This is a genomic window from Natronocella acetinitrilica (assembly GCF_024170285.1).
Taxonomy (GTDB): domain Bacteria; phylum Pseudomonadota; class Gammaproteobacteria; order Nitrococcales; family Aquisalimonadaceae; genus Natronocella; species Natronocella acetinitrilica.
On record NZ_JALJXV010000006.1, the window covers coordinates 14,654 to 34,503 of the forward strand.

A 19,850-nucleotide genomic window follows, 5' to 3' on the forward strand; every position below is an offset into this window, starting at 1 on the left:
GATCAGGCGGTGGACTCCGGTCTGGGTGGGCGTGTGGCTTCCGGTCGACCGGGCAGCGGCGAGCCGGGAACACCGCTCAGCCAGGCAATCCGCTTGATGGCCTCACTCACGCCCTGCAGCATCAGCAGGAAGAACGCCAGCGGGATCACCGTCTTGATCGGGTAACGGGGCAGCCCACCGGGCTGGGGGCTGCGCTCCATGCGTTCAACGTCGGGCCAGCCATGGGGGAAATGGGTCCAGCCCCAGGAGCGCAGTGTGTAATCCCATGACAGCCACACCACCAGCGCGCAAAACGGGATGAGGAACAGCAACGCGCCAAAAAGATCGATCCACGCTTTTGGCTTGGGCCCGAAAGACGAGTAAAGGATATCAACGCGGATATGACCGTCCTGCCGGAGCACGTAGGCAGCACCCAGCAGGAAAATCAGATTATAGGCGTAGGTCTGCCCTTCCAGCAGGGCGTTGCTGCTGAGCTGCATGCCCAGGTGTGCGCCAAGGTAGCGCCCCACCACGTTGATCACGCCCAGCAACACCAATACCACGACGGCAGCGCCCATCAGGCGACCGATGGCGCCATTGACCGTGTCGATGATGGAGGAAACGCGCAGGAAGAATCGCATGCAATCGACTGAGTCTGCCCGGAAACCGAAACCACTGACTGATAGTTATGCCTGGTGGAAACCGCGCGGGGGGTCACCGGCAGCGCGATCCAGCATCGAAACAACGGCAAGAACACGCGTATGCGGCATGATAACGGTGGGGACGAGGCGGGGCAAACGCGTTCGAAGAAACGCGAACTTACCGCGGCCGCGCCTACCTGATGACCTGACCGCGATAGATCATGACGGGATGCAGATAGAGCAATAGGTGCACCCTGCACTGTCGCCGCCCCGCGACGGGGCAGCCAGGCCCGACTCAGCGACTTATCCGCGCCGCTTGCAATGCCTTCTGCAAAGTCCGCACCATACGGCCGAGGACCGCACCCACCCCCGGAGGTATCGCATGCATCCCGTCCTGCGCTCGCTGCTGCTCGCCCTGCTGTTCCTACCCTTCACGGTGACGGCAGAGGAGTTTCGCGCCTGCGTTGATCGGCTGGCGGACCAGGCGGCCGGAGAGGGCATCAGCGTCGCGACAATCGACGGCGCGCTTCGCCCCATCGAACGCCAGGTTCGGGTGGTGGAGCTGGATCGTCGACAACCGGAATTTGTGCAGACTTTCTGGCAATACTATGCTGCGCGGGTCTCCGACACCCGGCTTGAAACCGGCCGGGAAAGACTCGAAGAGTATCGCCCGCTACTCGAGCGCGTGCATGCCGACTACGGCGTACGCCCCGAATACCTGGTCTCGCTTTGGGGCCTTGAGACAAACTTCGGCAGCCATTTCGGCAGCATGCCGGTGCTCGACTCCCTCGGGACACTGGCCTGCGATCCGCGTCGTGCCCGCTTCTTCGGCGAGCAGTTGATGGCGGCATTGCGCCTGATCGATGCAGGGCACATGGCACCCGAACAAATGCGGGGCTCCTGGGCCGGCGCCATGGGGCACATGCAGTTCATGCCCGCCACGTTCGAACGGCACGCGGTGGACGCCACCGGTGACGGCCGCTCGGACCCCTGGCAGAACCTGGAGGACGCCCTGGCCACCGGCGCGAATTACCTGCGCAACATGGGCTGGCGTGATGGAGAGCGCTGGGGGCGGGAGGTGTCTCTTCCAGACGATTTCGACTATGGCCTTGCCGATATCGGCAGCCGGCGCCCACTCGCCGAATGGGCCGATCTCGGCGTGCGCCGGGTCGACGGCGGGGCGCTACCCCAGGCCGACATGGAGGCTGCCATGCTGCTACCCGCCGGCCATCGCGGACCAGCGTTCCTTGTCTATCACAACTTCCACGTGATCATGCGCTGGAACACCTCCACGTCCTACGCGCTGGCGGTAGGCCTGCTGGCCGACCAACTCTCGGGCCAGCCAGGCCTGCAGACCTCGGAGCCGGCGGATTCCGATCCCTTGCGGCGGGACGATGTCGAGGAGCTGCAGCAACGGCTGGCGGACCAGGGCTTCGACCCCGGCCCGGTGGACGGCATCCTGGGTCGACAGACCCGCGCGGCGGTGCGGGCATTCCAGCGCGCCAATGACCTGCCCGCGGACGGCTACCCTGACCCGAGACTGCTGGAGCAGTTACGAACGCTTTAGTCTGTGCCGTTGCCCGGCGTCATCGGGTGCGCCCTGCCGCGGCTATGGCGATAGTTGATCTCGCCGGGCGTGATGGTACCGGCGGAAATGATGAACGACACGGCTTCGTCCACCGTCCAGTCGGTGGACACAACCTGGGCCAGCGGCACAATTTCCATGTAGCCGGAGGTGGGATTCGGTGTGGTCGGCACGTAGACGGCGGCCAGCTCCTCGCCGGTGTCGGCGTCGCGAAAGGTCCGGGTGACAAAGCCGACAGCTTTCATCTCGGGAGACGGAAAGGCGATCAATACCACCCGCTGCACCGATTCGGGCTTCTCCTGCAATGCTGTCAGCAGGCGCTTGGTGGACCCGTAGATGCGCTCCACCAGGGGGATACGCTCCATAACGCCATCGAAGAACGCAATCAGCCGTTTTCCGATCACCTGGGTCGCAAGCCAGCCCAGCAGGTACAACGCCGACAGGGTTAGCAGGAAAGCCATGGCGGCCTGAAAACCGGGGCGGTCGATGAATTCCGCCACCATGGGCAACTGGGGGTCGATGAAGCGCGCGACCCCCCTGACCAGGGGCGCGCCCAGACCGGAGAGCTGATTGAACAGGAAGTTGAAAACCCACCACGTGATCCACAGGGGAATCACGGTCAGAATACCCGTAATGAGATAACGTTGGGCACGGATACCGCCGCGCCTTGTCTCGCCGCTCTGCCCTCGCATGGTCCTCCCGTGGCCGGGGACAGCAGCGCCCGGCAGTTCAAGCACAGCATAAATCACGATGATGACCGGCGTAATGCCAGCCCACCAGGAAGCCCACGAAAATGAGCCAGCGGGACAGACAACGACAGTGGCGAGACCTCGGGGCCTACGCCCTCGCCCCACTCGCCGGATTGGCAATCGGTGTTGCCCTCCCCGGCACCGTTGCCATGGCGGACAGCCTGCTCTGGCCCACACTGGCGCTACTGCTCTTCGTGACGTTTCTGCAGGTGCCCCTGGTCGCGCAGCAACGACTGCCCCAGACGAAGCGTTACATGCTGGCTGCGGCGTTCGCGCAGTTCCTTTGTCTGCCTTTGCTGGTGGGCGGCCTGCTTTTACTGGTTCCTGACGACCCAGGCCTGCAGCTGGCCGTCTGCCTGGTACTCCTGGCGCCCTGCACCGACTGGTTCGTCACTTTCAGCAAGCTGAGCCGGGGCAGCGTCCAGGTGGCGGTACTCAGCACACCCATGCTGCTGATCGGCCAACTGGTAATGCTGCCGGTGTGGATCTACCTGCTGGCAGGTTCCGCCGCGCTCGCGGCATTCGAGCCGATGCGGTTGCTCATTGTCTTTTCCGCCATCGTGCTTCTGCCACTGGGGGTTGCCATGGTGCTCCAGCGGTTGCGACCCGGCAGCGGCTTGAGGCTTACCGCCCACCAGCTCGACCGCATCGGTAAATGGCTGCTTGTCGTCGTTCTCGGCCTGATCGGCACTTCGCAGTTATCGGCACTGGTGGGCGCCTGGCAGAGCTGGCTGCTTCCCGTCGCCGGGGTATACCTGGGGTTCGCAGTCGGCGCGACAGCAATCGCTGTGCTGATCGCCCGGGCGGTGCGGCTGCGGCCCGCACCGGGGCGGACGCTGCTGATCAGCCTGAATGCAAGGAATTCGTTTGTGGTGCTGCCCGTGGCGCTGGCCAGCGGTGCCGCGGCGACAGCATCCGCCGCGATAGTCCTGCAGATGTTACTGGAGCTGTTTCTGTTGCTCGGCCTGAGTCACGTCGCCACCAGGCTCCTTCCCGGTGACGAGGATCAGACGGACGAGCGATTGCGTCAGGTCAGTTGACTGTCTTCTTGACGAAGGGGAAGACGTCGGTGACACCGAGGATGTCGGTAATCAGCAGGACCAGGAAGATGAACACCACCGCGCCGACCACGCTGCCGACACCCGCGCCTGCGGGCATGGACTCCATCTGCTCGGAGAGCTGTGCAAGCTCATCGGCCGTCAGGCTGTCGACGCGCTCGGCCGCGTCATCCGGGTCCACACCCCAGGCGATGAGCTGCTCACGAACGTCATCCCTGGCCAACAGGGCGCGTACATCGGCACGCTGTTCCGCCACGGCTGCGCTGGAGGCGTAATCGGCGGTGCCAATCATCCCGGCGTGAACCGTGGGCATCATGATACTCATGAGTGCGAACAGCAGGGCGAGGCTTGCGGCAATGCCGCGGGTCAACGATGAACCGGAACGGGGCAACATGGCGACTCCTGAGTTGGGGAAACTAGCGAACTATGGAACCTGAGTCCGCGGAAGACAAGCCGACGCCTTGCGGCGACGCCGGTCGCAGAACATGCAACAGGACTTCCGGCGGACAGTTGAAGCGCACATCGAGCACCGACGACCCCGTGCCCGCAGAAGTGTAGCCATACAGACGTCGGTACCGCCAGGCACCATGGCAGTACCGCCGAGGACAACGGGCATTGGTCAGCACCGCCACGTCACCGGGCAGGCGTATCTGGCCGCCGTGGGTGTGGCCACAGAGCATCGCATCAAAGCCGGCTTCCTCCGCCTCGACATAGCATTCCGGGGAATGGGCCAGTAGCAGGCGGGGAACGTCCGCAGGCAGTCCGGCTGCGGCCCGCCGCGGATCAGCACAGTCGAAATAGTGGGGATCATCCACCCCGGCCAGGGCCAGCACACCATCCTGATGGTGGATCAATGCACTCTCGTTGAACAGAACCCGAATGCCCCTTGCCTCCAACGGCGGAATCATGGTGATGGAGTCGTGGTTGCCCAGCACGGCATAAACGCTCTGCGGTAACGCCGGGCGCAATACGTCGATGGCACGCAGCATGGGCTCGATGGGTCCATCGGTACTGAAACGGAAATCCCCGGTGATAACGCAGCTATCCGAGGTCACCCCGGCTATGCGACGGGCCAGCTCCCGGGCAAAGGTGTGATCCACATCCAGATGCAAATCACTCAGCTGCAGCAGACGGTATCCATCCAGCGCGGGCGCCAGGCCTGGCAACACAAGTCGGCGCCGGCGCAACCGGAACCGCCGTGCGTTGCGGCGACCCCGCTCGTAAAGCCCGGTGGCCCGAAGCACCGCCGTCAGCATCGAGCGGGTTACGCCCCAGTTCTCCGGATGCAGACGCCGGTGCCGCCAGTCCACCACGGGTTCGCCACCGGGCCCCTCGCGGTCGAGACGGCGCCGCACTTGCTCGGCAGGCACTCGTCCATCGAGATGGGCAAACAGATCCGGCGGCTCCTGCGCCATGGTGAAACCCTCCGGATGCCATGAGTCGGTTCATCGGTCCTTGTGGCGAACCACGCGCACGAGCCGGCTCAACCAGTCCGGCCGATCCCGCTTGCCGCGATCCTTATCCTTGCCCTTCTTCTCCGCCGCCACGCGCTGCTGCAACTGCTCGACGATGCGCGCTCTGCGCCAGTCTGGCAAAGCCTGCATCAGGCTGGCCTGCACATCGTCACCCGCCAGTTCCAGAGTCTCCAGCAGATGCTCGTCCCGGGCGATGCCGCAAAGATAGCGGACATTGGACGGATTGAGGGCAGAGATCAGACCCACCCGGTACTTGGGTTCCATGGCAAGAAAACCTGCGGCTGCCACGTTGAGGGGCAATGCCCTGAAGGCACGGCCACGCTCAGCCAGGGGTACGCGTGACAGCCATCGCGCCACCTGTCCCGGCGGCCAGTCCACGATACCTTCCGGCAGCACCAGCCTGCCCCTCCGATACTCCAGCTGGCCCTTGTCGTCCACTTCTGCCCTGCCTCCGCGTAATCACGCAACCTGCCCTGGTCGCGACCTTAAACATCGCGAAAACGGCGGCATACTGGCATATCTGCAAGACGCTCACCAGAGCATTTTGGCGGCGTTTATACCTTGTATCGCACAAGGTTGCGGTTACCATCACAAAACTGCGGAAAACAACCCAGGGAGAACTCTTTCCATCGTGCTCAGCTATCTTGCCATCGCCCTCGGTAGCGCTGCGGGCGGCGCACTTCGCAGCCTGGTCGGTTTCTGGCTGGTGGGCTACACACCTGCCGGATTTCCCGTAGGGACATGGGTGGTGAATGTGAGTGGCAGCTTGCTGCTGGGTATGCTGATTCCGCTGCTCGAAGCCCCCGGCTGGTTGCCTCCAGAGCTGTTCTGGCTACTGGTGGTGGGGCTTTGCGGCAGCTACACCACGGTCTCCACCTTCTCCTTGCAATCCGTAGTGCTTGCAAACGGCGGCAGGAGACTGACTGCTGCCGTCTACATCACGACCACCGTCTTTGCGTGCCTGACGGCGGTTGCCGTTGGCTACGCGGTCGCCGGGCTCTGGATATCGGGGCCCACATGAACAGGCTTGTCATGATGGTCGCGCTGGGCAGCGCCCTGGGAGGGATGGCCCGACACGGCGTTCGGGATCTACTGGCCGTCGCCGGCCTGGAACCCCAACTAATCAGCACGCTTGCCGTCAACGTGGCGGGATCGCTGATCATCGGGGCGTTGGCGGTACTGACTGCAGAGAACGCACGGTTCGCCATTCACGAGCGGTATCGCCAGTTTCTGATGGCCGGCTTCTGCGGCGGCTTCACCACCTTCTCGATATTCAGCGCGGAAGCCGTGAGCCTGTTGCAGGCGGGTCATACAGCGCAGGCGGCCGGCTATGTATTGGCCACCGTCCTGCTGTCCATTGCTGCGTGCTGGACCGGCTGGGTATTCGCCGGGCGCTACAACGCGATTCGCTGACTGTCGCAACCTCGACACAGTGGCAGGCGCACCCCCTATCAGGCATGATTCGCAGCGCCTTTCAACCATCAAGGAGGCGACTGATGAAGCGTACGATAGGCGCCCTGCTACTGCTCCTGCCCACACTGGCCATGAGCCAGGACCCAACCTACAGCTACGTCGAGGGCGGTGTCTCCATTGTCGACCCCCCAGGGCGTTTTGGCAGTAGCGATGCGGGCATTCAGGTACGGGGCAGCTACGCCCTGGACGATCTGCTGTTCGTTCGCGGCGGCATCCAGAGCAACACCTTCTCGCGTCGTACCGGACCACCCGGCGACCGCAGTCGGGTGAGTGTGGACCGGGATATTCTCTCTCTCGGCCTGGGCTTTCGCGTACCCACGGAACAACAGCTGGACGTCTACGGCGCTGCCGACCTGCTCTACGATGCCGGTGACGCCGACGATGCCGGTTTCCGCCTCGAGGGTGGTGTCCGGGCCGCCCTGCCACCGGCCTGGGATGTCGCCGCCGGGCTGCGCGTCGGCCGCGTGGACAGCCATACCAATGCCCAGGTCTTCGGCAATGCGTTCTACGAGTTCGCACCGCAGTTCTCCGCCGGCGGCGAGCTGGCGGTGGGTGACTTCGACGAGTTGCTGCTCGGTTTCCGCTACCGTTTCTAGCACATCCCCAGGACATCACGGCCAGGGACGGCCCGGCATTACCGAGTCGGCTCCACCTTGGCACGATCCCGCGCCAGTTCCTCCCGGTTGGTCCAGAAGCGGAACAGCAGGGTAACGAACGTCGAGTTGACGACGATAAACAGCGAATACATCACCGGCATCAACAAGATCTGCTGCTGGGTATCACCCGCAAAGACGATGATCACGATCAGCGCCCCCAGCGGGCCGTTCTGTATGCCTGTCTCAAGGGACACCGTTCGCGCTTTCTGTGGATTGAGACGCAGCGAGCGTGCGAACAGGTAACCGAAGGCAAAGCCGGTCAGCCCCAGAAGAATCACCGACGCGTAAACGCCGAAACCCGTGGTCAGCAGCAACTCCCAGTTCCGCGGAATCCAGGTTGCCAGCAGAAAGACGATCACGATCAGCCCCAGCAGACTTCCCAGCAGCTCGATGACTGCGCCAAGGTTGGCGTTGCGCCGCCGTAGCCACATACCCACCAGGGTCGGAATCAGGAGCACGAACAGCAGGGAGATAATTTCGCCAGGGGGAATCCGGAAGGCTTCATCAATACCGGAAGTCAGCACTTCCATCCATACCGGCACCAGTACGACGGCAGCCAGGGTGGAACACACCGTCATCAGGATGCTGAGCCCCAGCAGGCTCTTCGAGAAATAGGCGAAGATATTGGACGTGGTGCCCCCCGGCATGCACCCCATGAGCACCAGCCCAACCGTCTGTTCCGGCGTCAGGCCGAAAAAGCGGGCCAGAAAGAATGCCAGCAACGGCATGCACAGATACTGGGAGGCAAAACCGACGCCGATGGCCTGTGGATGGCGCATCGCCAGACGGAAATCCTTGAACGTCAATGACGCCCCCATGCCCAGCATGATGACCACCATCATCAGACCGAGCAGGGTCTCCTCAACGGGGTTGAGCATGGCCGGGGCTCCTCAGGCAACGCGCTCGTCAGATGGCGTGGTTTCGTCGCCCGGCTGGGCGCGATCCCGCAGGTCTTTCCGCAATACCTTGCCGACAGGGGTCTTGGGCAGATCCTCGGCGAACACGACACGGCTCGGCACCTTGTACGCTGCCAGTTCCGAACGACAGTGCTCCCGGATGTCCTTCTCACCAAGCCCCGGTGCCCGCAGAACCACATAGGCGTGCACAGCCTCACCCGTCTGGCGATCCGGCACGCCGATCACCGCCGACTCCTGCACCGCATCCAGCCGGGCAATGCAGTCTTCCACCTCGTTGGGGTACACGTTGAAACCGCTGACCAGGATCAGATCCTTCTTCCGATCAACGATGCGGAAATAACCGTTCTCGTCCATCACGGCGATATCTCCGGTACAGAACCAGCCATCGCGGAAACTGCGCTCCGTTTCCTCTGGCCGGTTCCAGTATCGGGTCATGACCTGCGGTCCCTGGACGATGAGCTCGCCAGGCTCACCGGGCGGCACGCACTCGCCCTGTTCATCGATCAGCCGGACCCGCGTGCCCGGCACGGGAATGCCGATGGAGTCCGGCAACGGGTTGCGAATCGGGTTGAAACACAGCACGGGGGACGTTTCCGTCAGGCCATAGCCCTCGACAATCGGGCACCCGGCGATCTGCGTCCAACGTTCCGCAACGGCGTGATGCAGGGCCGTCCCCCCGGCCATGGCCATTTTCATGCTGGGCGGGGGATACAGAGCGAACCACTCCTCGTTCAACACAGCGTTGTACAGGGTGTTTACACCTGAAATCCAGCTGATCGGATAGTTCTCCAGCGCCCGCTGACAGTTACGAATCGGCCGAGGACTCGGCACCAGCACGTTGTGGGCCCCCTTCATGTAGAAGGCCAGGAAATTCACCGTGAAAGCGAAGATATGGTAGAGGGGCAGCGCCGTCAGCACGCACTCGCTGCCCGGTTCGATGAACTCCCCCGCCGTGGCATCGACCTGGGCCAGATTCGCCAGCAGATTGCCGTGGGTCAGCACCGCACCCTTGCTCACACCGGTGGTACCACCGGTGTACTGCAACAATGCGGTGTCGCCATGCGCGAGTTCGTGCCAGTAGTCGGTCACCTGGACGTGATCGAGCTGCGCACGGCCCCGCTCGATGGCCGTATCCAGCCTCACTACGTCCAGATTGTGATCGGGAATGACACACTGCCAGTACTTCAGTATCAGCCGGAGAATGCCGCCGACCACGGGTGGAAACCATTGGGCAACGCCGGCGACCACGACATGCTTGATGGAGGTTTCAGAGATGATCGACTCAAGCTTGTCGAGAAAAAGGTCGATGATGACCAGCGCCTCGGCTTCGCTATCGCGGAACTGGGCCGACATCTCGCGGGGGGTATACAGCGGATTGACGTTGACCAGCACGCAGCCGGCCTTGAGGATGCCCAGCACCGCCACCGGATAGCTGAGGCAGTTGGGCATCTGCACGGCGACCCGGGCCCCCTGGGCGAGGCCCAGCTCCTCCCGCAGATAGGCAGCGAAGCCATCGGAAAGGGCCTCCACCTCACGAAACCGCAGGCTCCCCGACATACCGTTGGGCATGCAGGTGGTGAAGGCAAGGCGATCACCATGGAGGCGTGCCGTCTCGGCGGCCAGCGCCGGAATACTGGCATGGGGCTGGTGCTCGACCGTCTCGGTAATACCGTCCGGGAAATGCTGTTTCCAGGGTGCATCATCGTAGGCCGACGCCATGGCCATTCGCGCTCCTCCATTGTTCTTATCCCGTTGACGCAAGACGCCGCGTCAACCGGTTGATTGCGAAGGAGGGAATGGCTGTTGCCTGCAGCGAACCCTCATCGCCGTCTGCTTATGCAAGACGATGCGATGAAATCACCCACAAATGCAAGATGCAGGGCTATCAGCCTGCCTGGGCCTCGCCGCGGGACTGCCGTCGCACTTCCCAGAGCAGGCGCTCCTCGAAGCGCCGGTTCTCGATTTCCTGCTCCACCGCCTCCCGTAGTTCCTCGAGGCGGCGTCGATCCAGTTCTTTCAGATTGATGTCCACGATGCTCATGCAAGATCCGTTATTGACGGCTAATCGGCGCCGCGCCGTTCCCATGGAACAAAGCGGGCGTTTCGGTTGAGGTGGGGTTACGCTGTCACTCTAAAGCTGGAGCCTGCGTCCTCTAAGGACCATCAGGCGTCGTCCGCCGCGGGGCCTTCCAGGGCACGCAACCGGTCTTCCAGTTCCTTCTGCGCAGTGACGTCCTTCTGGATCCCGATGTAGTAGGTCAACTCGTCCTGCTCGCTGTACACCGGCGTGATACTGAGTTCGTTCCAGAACAACGAGCCATCCTTGCGATAGTTGCGCAGCACCTGCCTGGTTGCTTCACCACGACCGATGGCGCGCCGTATCTCATCCAGCCCTTTCTGGTCGCGGTCGCCCGCCTGCAGGAATCGACAGTCCTGGTAGAGGATCTCTTCGGCTGTATAACCGGTAAGGCGCTCGAAGGCCGGGTTCACGTAGATCAGGACGTTGTCATCGCCTTCCTGTTCGGCGATCACGATACCGTCATTGGAGGCGTCTACGAGCAGACGCAACAGTTCGTGCGGAATCGTTTCCAGATCTTTCATAAACTCAGGTCGCCTTGCTGGATGCAAGCGGACGGACAGACGTCCAGCACCGTTTCGTTGACTGCAAAGATGGGGCAGAGTTCAGCCCATGCTGTGCAACGCCCCGGACCCGGAGCATACAACAGCGAAAGGCCTGACCGATAGGGACATGGCAACTCACATCCGAAAACAAAAAAGGCCGGCTATCGCCGGCCGAATCAGCTATGCCTTACAGATCACCTATAAATTCGAATCGACGAAGGCGGCGAGTTCCGGCCGGGAGAGCGCACCCACCCGGGTCGCCTGCGCCGCGCCATCCTTGAAAACCATCAGCGTAGGGATTCCCCGGATGCCGAATCGCGGCGCAATCGCCTGATTTTCATCGATGTTCACCTTGACCACGCGGATCCGCTCGCCATAGGTCTGCGCCACGTCGTCCAGCAGCGGAGCCAGAGTCCGGCAAGGTCCGCACCACTCAGCCCAGAAGTCTACGAGCACAGGGGTCTCCGCCTGCAGGACGTCTTCATCAAAGCGCTCTTCGGTGGTGTGTACGATTGCTTCTGCCATAGTTCGTGACTGCTCCGCTGTTTTTAACCGCCGGTATTGTACGAACCGGGACGTTATTACTGAATTGTTTCTTTTGAATGCTAATGATGCTTTTCGTCTATCAAACACCGATGAACAAGGCCCTGAAGTTGACAATACGCTACCGTACTGGTGAATTGCCGACTTGAACCAGCCACAGGACGGCGAGGAAAACCGTCAGCCATTCGCGCCGGGACACAAGGGGATTTACCGTGGCGACAGTCAACCGCAGCAACAGCGCCGAGCGGGTCGCGATCATCGCCGGGCTGCGAACGCCGTTCGCCCGGCAACTCACCGCCTATCGCGATCTCAACGCGATTCAACTCGGCATCCTGGTGGTGAGCGAGCTACTTGCGAGAACCGAACTGGACCCGGCACTCATCCAGCGAGTGGTATTCGGCCAGGTGGGCATCCTGCCGGAAGCACCGAATATCGCCCGTGAGGTGGTTCTTGGCGCTGGCATGGCAGCGACTACCGACGCCTACAGCGTGAGCCGGGCTTGCGCCACCAGCTTTCAGTCCACGGCGGATATTGCCGGCGCCATCCTCGCCGGCGATATCGACATTGGCCTTGCTGGCGGCGCCGACTCGGCGTCGGTACTGCCCATTCAGGTGGGCAAGACGTTCAGCCGCGCGCTCATCCGATTGAGCAAGGCGCGCTCCCTGGGCGAGCGACTTGCCCTGCTCCGTACGGTTCGCCCCCGTGATCTGCTGCCCACGGCGCCGGCCGTCCGCGACTATTCAACGCAACTGGGCATGGGCGATATCGCCGAACAGATGGCAAAAAACCATGGAATCTCGCGGGACGAGCAGGACCAGCTTGCCCTGCGCTCCCATGAGCTGGCCAATCGCGCCTGGGAAGACGGCAGACTCTCGGCCGAGGTCATGACGGCCATCGTGCCCCCCTACGACAAACCGCTGGAGCGTGACAACAACGTTCGTGGCGACTCCACCCTGGAGAAGCTCGCCGCGCTGCGCCCGGCGTTTGATCGCCGCCATGGCACAGTGACCGCTGCCAATTCCACACCCCTGACTGACGGCGCCGCCGCGATTCTGCTAATGCGCGAGACCCGCGCCCGGGAACTCGGATTCGAACCCCTCGGATACATACGCAGCTGGGCCTTCACCGCGATCGACCCATTCAATGATGGCCTGATGGGCCCGAGCCATGCCACGCCCGTAGCACTGGATCGCGCCGGCTTGCGCCTGCAGGACCTCACTTTGGTGGACATGCACGAGGCCTTTGCCGCTCAAACCCTGGCCAACATCAAGAACTGGCCATCCCGGCGCTTTGCGCGCGACGTCCTGGGACGGGACGAAGCCATCGGTGAGGTCGACCCGGAGCGATTCAATGTGCTTGGCGGTTCCCTGGCCTATGGTCATCCCTTCGCAGCAACCGGCGCACGCATGATCACCCAGACACTGCACGAACTGCGTCGTCGGGGCGGCGGCGTCGGCCTGGCAACTGCATGCGCCGCCGGCGGGCTGGGTGCCGCCATGACGCTGGAGGTGGCCTGATGACTGACGCTGCACTGACACTCAGCCGGCGGGATGATGGCATCGCCGTGGTGACCATCGACACCCCCGGCGAGAGCATGAACGTCCTCAAGGCGGAACTCATGCAGGAGGCCGCGACTGTCTTCGATGAGCTGGAGCGCGACAAAACGGTAAAGGGCGTGATCTTTGCCAGCGGCAAGGCCGGCTCTTTCATCGCGGGCGCCGATGTCCGCATGCTGGCTGCCTGCTCCACGGCGGACGAAGCCACGGAGCTGGCGCGAGGCGGCCAGGCGTTGTTTGACCGGATCGAGCGCTTTCCCGTGCCCGTGGTGGCAGCCATCGACGGGCTCTGCCTGGGCGGCGGGCTGGAGTTGGCACTGTCCTGCCGTGGACGCGTCGCCACCGACAACCCGAAAACCGCCCTTGGCTTGCCTGAAGTCCAGCTCGGACTGCTTCCCGGCAGCGGCGGCACCCAGCGCCTGCCGCGCCTTGTCGGCATCGCCAATGCCCTGGACATGATGCTCACGGGCAAGCAGGTAGGCGCAGGCCGCGCCCGGCGGATCGGACTGGTGGACGACGTGGTGCCGGCCACCATCCTGGAGCAGGCAGCAGCAAAGCTCGCGCTGGAACTGGCACAAGGGCGACGCAAGCGGCGCCGGCGAACCTGGATGGAACGCCTGCTGGAGACCAATCCGCTGGGCAAGCGGCTCATCTTCAAGAAGGCGGCTCAGACCGTTGCCAACCGCACCCGCGGCGTCTACCCCGCTCCGCCGAGAATTCTCGAGTGTGTCGAGCATGGCCTGCAACGTGGCAAGGATCGTGGACTGGTACTCGAGGCGACGCGCTTTGGCGAGTTGGCAATGACTGCGGAGGCGCGGCAGCTGATGGGCATCTACTTCGCAACGGTGGCGATGAAGAAGGATGCCGGCACCGATGTCGAGGTGGAGGCGCGCCCGGTACGGCGAACGGCGGTGCTTGGTGCGGGGCTGATGGGCGCGGGCATCAGCTTCGTGACCGCCACACGGGCCAATCTGCCCGTCCGCCTGAAGGACATTGGTGCAGATGGCCTGAACCGGGGCATGAAGACGTTGCACGGGTTGATCAACGAACGGCTCAAGCGCCGCTCCATCACGCCCTTCGAGGCCGAACTGCAGCTGCGACGGGTCACCCCGACCACGGACTACTCGGGTTTCTCCCGGGTGGACATGGTGATCGAGGCGGTTTTCGAGGACCTGGATCTCAAGCACGGCATGGTCCGGGATGTTGAATCCCATTGCGGTCCGGGTACGATCTTCGCAACCAACACCTCGTCCATCCCCATAGCCAGCATAGCCGCGGCCGCCGAGCGACCGGAGAACGTGATCGGCATGCATTACTTCTCCCCGGTGGAGAAGATGCCGTTGCTCGAGGTCATCGCGACGGAACACACCGCGCCCGAGGTCATCGCCGCCACGGTCGAACTCGGTCGGCGCCAGGGGAAGACGGTGATCGTGGTTCGCGACGGCGCCGGCTTTTATGTGAATCGCATACTCGCCCCGTATATCAACGAGGCGAGCCACCTGCTGAGCGAGGGGGTTGCGGTGGATCGGGTCGACGAGGCGCTGCTCGCGTTTGGTTTCCCCGTCGGGCCGTTCGCCTTGCTCGACGAAGTCGGCCTGGATGTCAGCGCCAAGGTGGGCCCGATTCTGCACGAGGCCTTCGGTGATCGCATGAAGCCTGCGGCCACGGCGGAGCGCCTGCTGCAGGATGGCCGCCGCGGCAAGAAAGCAGGCAAGGGCTTCTATCTGTACGGCACCAGGAGCCGCAAGGGCCGCCGGCCGGTGGACCAACGCGTGTACAAGTTGCTGGACATCGAGCCAAGCAATGCCATGGCTGCAGATGTCATCGTCGAACGCACCGTGCTCATGATGGTCAACGAGGCGGCCCGCTGCTACGAGGAAGGCGTCATCCGCTCCCTGCGCGACGGCGATATCGGTGCGGTCTTCGGCATCGGCTTCCCGCCGTTCCGTGGTGGCCCGTTCCGCTACATGGACAGCCATGGCGCAGGCCATATCGTCACGCGGCTGGAAGCCTTGCGTCAGGCCCATGGCGAACGCTATGCGCCGGCAGGGATCCTCACACGCATGGCTGAGAACAACGAAAAATTCCACGACGACTGGGCACGCTAGGGAGAATCGGTCAGCGGATGAATTCGTGGCATGATTGCTTCGCAACCATATGATCGAGAGCCTCCTGCTGACATGAAACGCCGACAGTTCCTGCAAAGTCCCTTGCTGGCACTCGCCGCCACTGGCACAGCGTGGCCCGGTGCTGCTGCCGCCGACAATATCCGCAGCTACAACCTCAGACCGGCTCCCACCACGGTGAATGTGGTGGGCCGCCGCTGGGGGGATACCGATGTCTGGGCCTATAACGGGCGCGTGCCTGGTCCGGTAATCCGGGCGGTGCAGGGAGAAACGCTGGTTGCCCGTGTGGACAACGGATTGCCGGAACCCACCACGGTTCACTGGCATGGCATCCGGCTGCCCCACGGCATGGATGGGGTGCCACACCTCACCCAGGCCGCCATCGCGCCCGGAGCGAGCTTCGAGTATCGCTTTCCGCTGGAAGACGCCGGCACCTACTGGTACCACCCCCATGCCTCGAGCAGCGAACAGCTCGGCCGCGGCCTGACGGGTGCGCTCATCGTTGAAGAGCGTGAGCCCATCCGCATCGACCGGGAACTACTCTGGGTGCTGGATGACTGGCGGCTGGAGTCGGACGCCAGCGTCCGCGAGGACTTCGGCAACCTGCATGATCGCAGTCATGCAGGCCGCATTGGCAACACGGTTACCGTCAACGGCGGCCTGGCCGAGCCAACCCCCGTGCTACCGGGAGAACGCCTGCGCCTGCGGCTCGTGAATACCGCCAATGCCCGGGTCTTTGGCCTGAACTTCGGCGATCTCGATGTCCACGTAATCGCCACCGACGGCCATCCCGTGGAACCGCATCGCCCACCGGCGGGTCGCGTGACCCTCGGCCCGGGCATGCGTGCCGACCTGCTCATTGATGTGAATCTGTCCCCCGATCAACAGGCCGCAGTGGTGGACGATTTCTATCGCTCCCGGGCCTACACGCTGACCGAATTCACGGCAGTGGGTACGCCGGTGCGCGATCAGGCCCCCGACTGGAGTCGCGCCCTGCCGGCAAACCCGCTCTCTGTTCCCGTGCTCGACGACGCCATTCGGCATGAACTGGTGTTTACCGGCGGTGCCCGTGGAGGCATGCATGGTGCGGAACTGGACGGCGAGTATCTCGACCTTCGCGAACTGGCGCGGCGGGGGAAATTCTGGGCGCTCAATGAAGTGGTGGCGCACCATCACCATATGCCACCACTACTCACTGCCCGCCTCGGCCAGACCGTGGTGCTGGACATGGAAAACCGCACCAGCTGGCATCACCCGATCCATCTTCATGGCCATGTCTTCCAGGTGCTTGGCCGCGACGGTGAAGCGGCAACACCCGTTGAGTGGCGGGATACGGTGCTGATGAATCCGCTGGAGCGCGTGCGCATCGCCTTTGTGGCGGATAACCCGGGTGACTGGATGTTCCACTGCCACGTGCTGGAGCATCAGGAAGCGGGCATGATGGGGGTGGTGCGAGTCGAGGCCTGATTCAGGGGGTGGACAGGCACGCCAGCAGGCGCCGCTGGAGACCGTCCCAGGCAATCCCATTGTCTTCCCGGATGATGACCTCCAGCCGGCTATCACTACGCCAGCCCACCGGCTCCACGCGCAATTCGTCACCGGCCCGGTCCATGAGCAACCAGTCCCGGCCGCAATGGAACACGCCCTTCAGGCGTTCCACCGATGGCAGTGTCCCCAGCAACTCGGTCAGTCGTACCCGATCGAAGCAGTCCTGCGGATGGAAGACCCAGCCACAGGACTGCCGCCCCAGGCCCTGGTTGTCCCGACGCACGGGGCGGCCGGGGAGAGCAAGGAATGGCAGCGCCTCGGCAGACGACTCGTCGGCGGCAGCGTGGGCGTCGGGAAACAGGGCGAATCGCGGCGGGCCAGGTTGCCGATCAAGCAGGGCGACATCGAGTCGGCCATGGGTGATTTCTGTGACCAGTTGCTTCGGCGGATAGTGACCGGCAGCCCATGCCCGGAATGCCTCAAGCGCCTGTGGATCCGCCAGATCGCACTTGCTTGCAACCAGTACGTCAGCCATCTGTGCCTGGTCCACGAACACCGGATGAGATCGGACGCGGGGATCCCCCAGCCGACGGGGATCCACCAGGCACACCGTGGCGCCCAGGGTCAGCGATTCCGCCAGGCCTGGCGCCCGCAAGGTATCGAGCACCCGCGCCGGATGACCAAGGCCGGTTGGCTCAATCAGCAGGCGGTGCGGTTTGATGTCCCGCAGCAGTCGGGTGAGGGTCACGCGCAAGGGCGCGCCCAGCGTGCAGCACAGGCAGCCGCCCGGCAGCTCCCGCACTGCAACGTCTTCATCACCACCGAGGACTGCGCCATCAATGGACACCTGACCGAACTCATTGACCAGCACGGCCCACTGCTCGTCCGCCGGGCGCTGGCTGAGCAGGTGCGCGATGGCGGTGGTCTTGCCAGCGCCGAGAAATCCGGTGATCAAACTGGTTGCTGTCGGCATGTCTGCCCTTTCCTCGTCGGGTTTCATCCGTGACAATGGCGGCAGCTGCATCGGCGTCCGTCGCCACCCACACAGGCACCGAAACCAATCGCCCATGAGCCATCCCGTTCACGTCCATGTATCCGGCCTCGGCTTTCGCCATGCCGACGGCACGACCCTGCAGTTCCCCGACTGGACACTGGACGGGGGCAGTCAATGGGCGCTGATCGGGCCTTCCGGCTGCGGCAAGACCACGCTGCTGCAGCTGCTTGCCGGCTTGCGCAAGCCGAGCAGCGGCAGTGTTCAGATTGGCGCACAGCGTCTCGACCAGCTCTCGGAACAGGACCGTGATCGCCTGCGCGGCCGCAGCATCGGCATCGTATTCCAGACCCTGTATCTATTGCCAACCCTGTCTGTGTTGAACAACCTGCTGCTGGCGCCCGCCATGGCCGGCCTGGAGCCGAACCGGGAGCGGGCGCTGGATTTGTTGCGCCGCCTGGAACTGGACCATCTAACCAATCGCCACCCCGACGCCCTGAGCCAGGGTCAGGCACAGCGCGTCGCCATTGCCCGCGCACTGATGAACCGGCCGGCGCTGCTCCTTGCCGATGAGCCCACCTCGGCACTGGATGACCGTGCCTGTCTGCGGCTGCTCGATCTCTTGAAGGAAGAGACCCGTCTCTGCGCGGCAACGCTGCTGGTCGCCACCCATGATCAGCGTGTCCGCGAGGCGCTGCCTTCGGTCCAGGAGTTGACCCCATGAACCTGGTGACGCTCGCAGGCGGCCACTTCCGACGCAATGCCCTGTCAACCACTTTGAATCTGCTGCTACTGGCGTTCGGCGTCGCAACCGTGGCGCTGATCATGCTGCTCGGTCACCAGCTCGATCAGCGGCTGCAGCGGGATGCCGAGAATATTGATCTGGTGGTGGGAGCCAAGGGAAGTCCGCTGCAGATCATTCTCTCAAGCATCTTCCACGTCGATGTCCCCACCGGAAACATCTCCATGACTGACGCACGCTGGGTGGAAGAGCACCCCCTTGTTGCAGGCGTGATTCCCCTGGCGCTGGGCGACAGTTACCAGGGGCTGCGCATTGTCGGCACGAATTCCCGTTATCTCGATCACTACGATGCCCAGTTTGCAGCGGGCGACATCTGGCCCGACAACCACGGTGCCGTCCTCGGTGCCGAGGCGGCTCGGCAGACCGGGCTTGGCATCGGCGACGGCTTTCATGGAGTCCACGGCATCACGTCCCAGCAGGCGGGCGCGGGGTTCGTCCACGCCGATCACACCTATCGCGTCAGCGGCATACTCGAGCCCACGGGTTCGGTCCTGGACCGGCTGATCCTGGTCAGCGTGGAGAGCGTCTGGGAGGTCCACGATGCTGACGGTCACTGGAGCCGGACGGGCACAGACACGCCAGCCGAGCGTTACCTGACCGCCCTGCTGGTGCAATATCGCTCACCGCTTGCCGCCGCAATGCTGCCAAGGCTGATCAATTCCCGGGATGCATTGCAGGCCGCCTCTCCGGCCTACGAGACGGCGCGCCTGATGCAACTGGTAGGCGTGGGCACGCGCACCTTGCAAATGGTTGGCTGGCTGCTGATCGGGCTCGCCGCGCTGGGCGTGTTCGCCGTGCTATACAATGCCATGCGCGAGCGCCAGTACGACCTGGCCATGATGCGCGTGCTGGGTGCCACGCGGAAGCGGGCCGTGGCCCAAGTACTGGCGGAGGCCCTCGGCCTGGCGACCATCGGCGCCCTGCTCGGTCTACTCCTGGCCCACGTCGGAGCAGAGCTGCTTGCCGGGCTGGTCTCCCAGGCGGAAGCATTTCGCATTACCGGTCGACTGTTCCTGCCTCAGGAGTTACTGCTCATGGCAGCGGCCTGGTTACTGGCCCTGGGCGCGGCGCTGCTACCGGCATGGCGTGTCTACCGGACTGATGTGGCGGATGTCCTGCAGCGGGGAGCGCGATAGTTTGCCGACACGAACGAAGCAGCCGACGACGCTGTCTGAGCAACCGAGCAAGA

General features: G+C 63.6%; 21 protein-coding genes. 10 read left to right on the top strand and 11 right to left on the bottom strand.

Going from position 1 to position 19,850, the window contains the following annotated elements; translation table 11 throughout:
- Nucleotides 1–2: 2 nt before the first annotated feature.
- Complete coding sequence (locus J2T57_RS12495; protein ID WP_253478778.1) at nucleotides 3–620, bottom strand: TRAP transporter small permease subunit; 618 nt, start codon at nucleotides 618–620, stop codon at nucleotides 3–5.
- Between the two features lie 382 nt (nucleotides 621–1,002).
- Here J2T57_RS12495 and J2T57_RS12500 point away from each other — a divergent pair, with 382 nt between their 5' ends.
- The gene (locus J2T57_RS12500) at nucleotides 1,003–2,187 is read left to right on the top strand and encodes a lytic murein transglycosylase (RefSeq protein ID WP_253478780.1); all 1,185 of its coding nucleotides are present in this window, start codon (nucleotides 1,003–1,005) and stop codon (nucleotides 2,185–2,187) included.
- Here the strand turns inward: J2T57_RS12500 and J2T57_RS12505 are convergent.
- Nucleotides 2,184–2,897: a DUF502 domain-containing protein gene (locus tag J2T57_RS12505; protein WP_253478782.1), complete on the bottom strand. Its 714-nt coding sequence runs from the start codon at nucleotides 2,895–2,897 to the stop codon at nucleotides 2,184–2,186. The two genes, J2T57_RS12500 and J2T57_RS12505, sit on opposite strands and share 4 nt — an antisense overlap.
- 101 nt (nucleotides 2,898–2,998) lie before the next feature.
- On the opposite strand from J2T57_RS12505, the gene J2T57_RS12510 reads away from it, so the two are divergent.
- Nucleotides 2,999–3,994, top strand: a complete 996-nt coding sequence (locus J2T57_RS12510) for a hypothetical protein (RefSeq protein WP_253478784.1) — start codon at nucleotides 2,999–3,001, stop codon at nucleotides 3,992–3,994.
- Here J2T57_RS12510 and J2T57_RS12515 read toward each other — a convergent pair.
- From J2T57_RS12515 to J2T57_RS22430, 3 genes are read right to left on the bottom strand one after another with little or no spacing between them, the layout of a single operon-like run.
- Nucleotides 3,987–4,406, bottom strand: coding sequence for a PA2779 family protein (locus J2T57_RS12515; protein ID WP_253478786.1), 420 nt, complete (start codon nucleotides 4,404–4,406; stop codon nucleotides 3,987–3,989). The genes J2T57_RS12510 and J2T57_RS12515 overlap by 8 nt on opposite strands.
- Before the next feature lie 22 nt (nucleotides 4,407–4,428).
- The gene (locus tag J2T57_RS12520; RefSeq protein WP_253478787.1) at nucleotides 4,429–5,427 is read right to left on the bottom strand and encodes a metallophosphoesterase; all 999 of its coding nucleotides are present in this window, start codon (nucleotides 5,425–5,427) and stop codon (nucleotides 4,429–4,431) included.
- Nucleotides 5,428–5,457: 30 nt separating this feature from the next.
- On the bottom strand, nucleotides 5,458–5,925 hold the full coding sequence (locus tag J2T57_RS22430; protein WP_253478789.1) for a magnesium and cobalt transport protein CorA: 468 nt from the start codon (nucleotides 5,923–5,925) through the stop codon (nucleotides 5,458–5,460).
- A gap of 193 nt (nucleotides 5,926–6,118) precedes the next feature.
- Between J2T57_RS22430 and J2T57_RS22435 the strand changes: the two genes are divergently transcribed.
- From J2T57_RS22435 to J2T57_RS12540, 3 genes are all read left to right on the top strand, one after another.
- A complete protein-coding gene (locus J2T57_RS22435) occupies nucleotides 6,119–6,508 on the top strand; it encodes a fluoride efflux transporter FluC (RefSeq protein WP_253478791.1) in 390 nt (129 codons plus the stop codon).
- Nucleotides 6,505–6,900: a fluoride efflux transporter FluC gene (locus J2T57_RS12535; protein WP_253478793.1), complete on the top strand. Its 396-nt coding sequence runs from the start codon at nucleotides 6,505–6,507 to the stop codon at nucleotides 6,898–6,900. Before J2T57_RS22435 ends, J2T57_RS12535 begins: the two co-directional genes overlap by 4 nt.
- A gap of 83 nt (nucleotides 6,901–6,983) precedes the next feature.
- Nucleotides 6,984–7,556 carry an outer membrane beta-barrel protein gene (locus J2T57_RS12540; protein ID WP_253478795.1) on the top strand — a complete coding sequence of 191 codons (573 nt, stop codon included), beginning with the start codon at nucleotides 6,984–6,986 and terminating at the stop codon, nucleotides 7,554–7,556.
- Between the two features lie 38 nt (nucleotides 7,557–7,594).
- Here the strand turns inward: J2T57_RS12540 and J2T57_RS12545 are convergent, their stop codons facing one another.
- The 5 genes from J2T57_RS12545 to trxA all read right to left on the bottom strand — a co-directional run bounded on the left by J2T57_RS12545 (nucleotide 7,595) and on the right by trxA (nucleotide 11,680).
- Nucleotides 7,595–8,494 carry a bile acid:sodium symporter family protein gene (locus J2T57_RS12545; RefSeq protein ID WP_253478796.1) on the bottom strand — a complete coding sequence of 300 codons (900 nt, stop codon included), beginning with the start codon at nucleotides 8,492–8,494 and terminating at the stop codon, nucleotides 7,595–7,597.
- Between the two features lie 12 nt (nucleotides 8,495–8,506).
- Nucleotides 8,507–10,258 (bottom strand): AMP-binding protein, encoded by a 1,752-nt coding sequence (locus J2T57_RS12550; protein ID WP_253478798.1) that lies wholly within the window; start codon nucleotides 10,256–10,258, stop codon nucleotides 8,507–8,509.
- Between the two features lie 160 nt (nucleotides 10,259–10,418).
- Nucleotides 10,419–10,574, bottom strand: a complete 156-nt coding sequence (locus tag J2T57_RS12555) for a hypothetical protein (RefSeq protein WP_253478800.1) — start codon at nucleotides 10,572–10,574, stop codon at nucleotides 10,419–10,421.
- A 122-nt stretch (nucleotides 10,575–10,696) separates the two neighbouring features.
- A complete protein-coding gene (locus tag J2T57_RS12560; RefSeq protein ID WP_253478802.1) occupies nucleotides 10,697–11,134 on the bottom strand; it encodes a PAS domain S-box protein in 438 nt (145 codons plus the stop codon).
- Between the two features lie 219 nt (nucleotides 11,135–11,353).
- On the bottom strand, nucleotides 11,354–11,680 hold the full coding sequence (gene trxA, locus J2T57_RS12565; RefSeq protein ID WP_253478804.1) for a thioredoxin TrxA: 327 nt from the start codon (nucleotides 11,678–11,680) through the stop codon (nucleotides 11,354–11,356).
- A 230-nt stretch (nucleotides 11,681–11,910) separates the two neighbouring features.
- Here trxA and fadI point away from each other — a divergent pair, with 230 nt between their 5' ends.
- The 3 genes from fadI to J2T57_RS12580 all read left to right on the top strand — a co-directional run bounded on the left by fadI (nucleotide 11,911) and on the right by J2T57_RS12580 (nucleotide 16,847).
- Complete coding sequence (fadI, locus tag J2T57_RS12570) at nucleotides 11,911–13,215, top strand: acetyl-CoA C-acyltransferase FadI (protein WP_253478806.1); 1,305 nt, start codon at nucleotides 11,911–11,913, stop codon at nucleotides 13,213–13,215.
- Nucleotides 13,215–15,362, top strand: coding sequence for a fatty acid oxidation complex subunit alpha FadJ (gene fadJ, locus J2T57_RS12575; RefSeq protein ID WP_253478808.1), 2,148 nt, complete (start codon nucleotides 13,215–13,217; stop codon nucleotides 15,360–15,362). Before fadI ends, fadJ begins: the two co-directional genes overlap by 1 nt.
- A 72-nt stretch (nucleotides 15,363–15,434) precedes the next feature.
- Complete coding sequence (locus tag J2T57_RS12580) at nucleotides 15,435–16,847, top strand: multicopper oxidase family protein (protein WP_253478810.1); 1,413 nt, start codon at nucleotides 15,435–15,437, stop codon at nucleotides 16,845–16,847.
- A gap of 1 nt (nucleotide 16,848) precedes the next feature.
- On the opposite strand, the gene J2T57_RS12585 is transcribed toward J2T57_RS12580, so the two are convergent.
- A complete protein-coding gene (locus J2T57_RS12585) occupies nucleotides 16,849–17,841 on the bottom strand; it encodes a CobW family GTP-binding protein (RefSeq protein WP_253478812.1) in 993 nt (330 codons plus the stop codon).
- Between the two features lie 94 nt (nucleotides 17,842–17,935).
- Between J2T57_RS12585 and J2T57_RS12590 the strand changes: the two genes are divergently transcribed.
- Both J2T57_RS12590 and J2T57_RS12595 read left to right on the top strand, forming a co-directional pair.
- Nucleotides 17,936–18,583: an ABC transporter ATP-binding protein gene (locus J2T57_RS12590; RefSeq protein ID WP_253478814.1), complete on the top strand. Its 648-nt coding sequence runs from the start codon at nucleotides 17,936–17,938 to the stop codon at nucleotides 18,581–18,583.
- Nucleotides 18,580–19,797 carry an ABC transporter permease gene (locus tag J2T57_RS12595; protein WP_253478816.1) on the top strand — a complete coding sequence of 406 codons (1,218 nt, stop codon included), beginning with the start codon at nucleotides 18,580–18,582 and terminating at the stop codon, nucleotides 19,795–19,797. Before J2T57_RS12590 ends, J2T57_RS12595 begins: the two co-directional genes overlap by 4 nt.
- The last annotated feature ends 53 nt before the right edge of the window (nucleotides 19,798–19,850 follow it).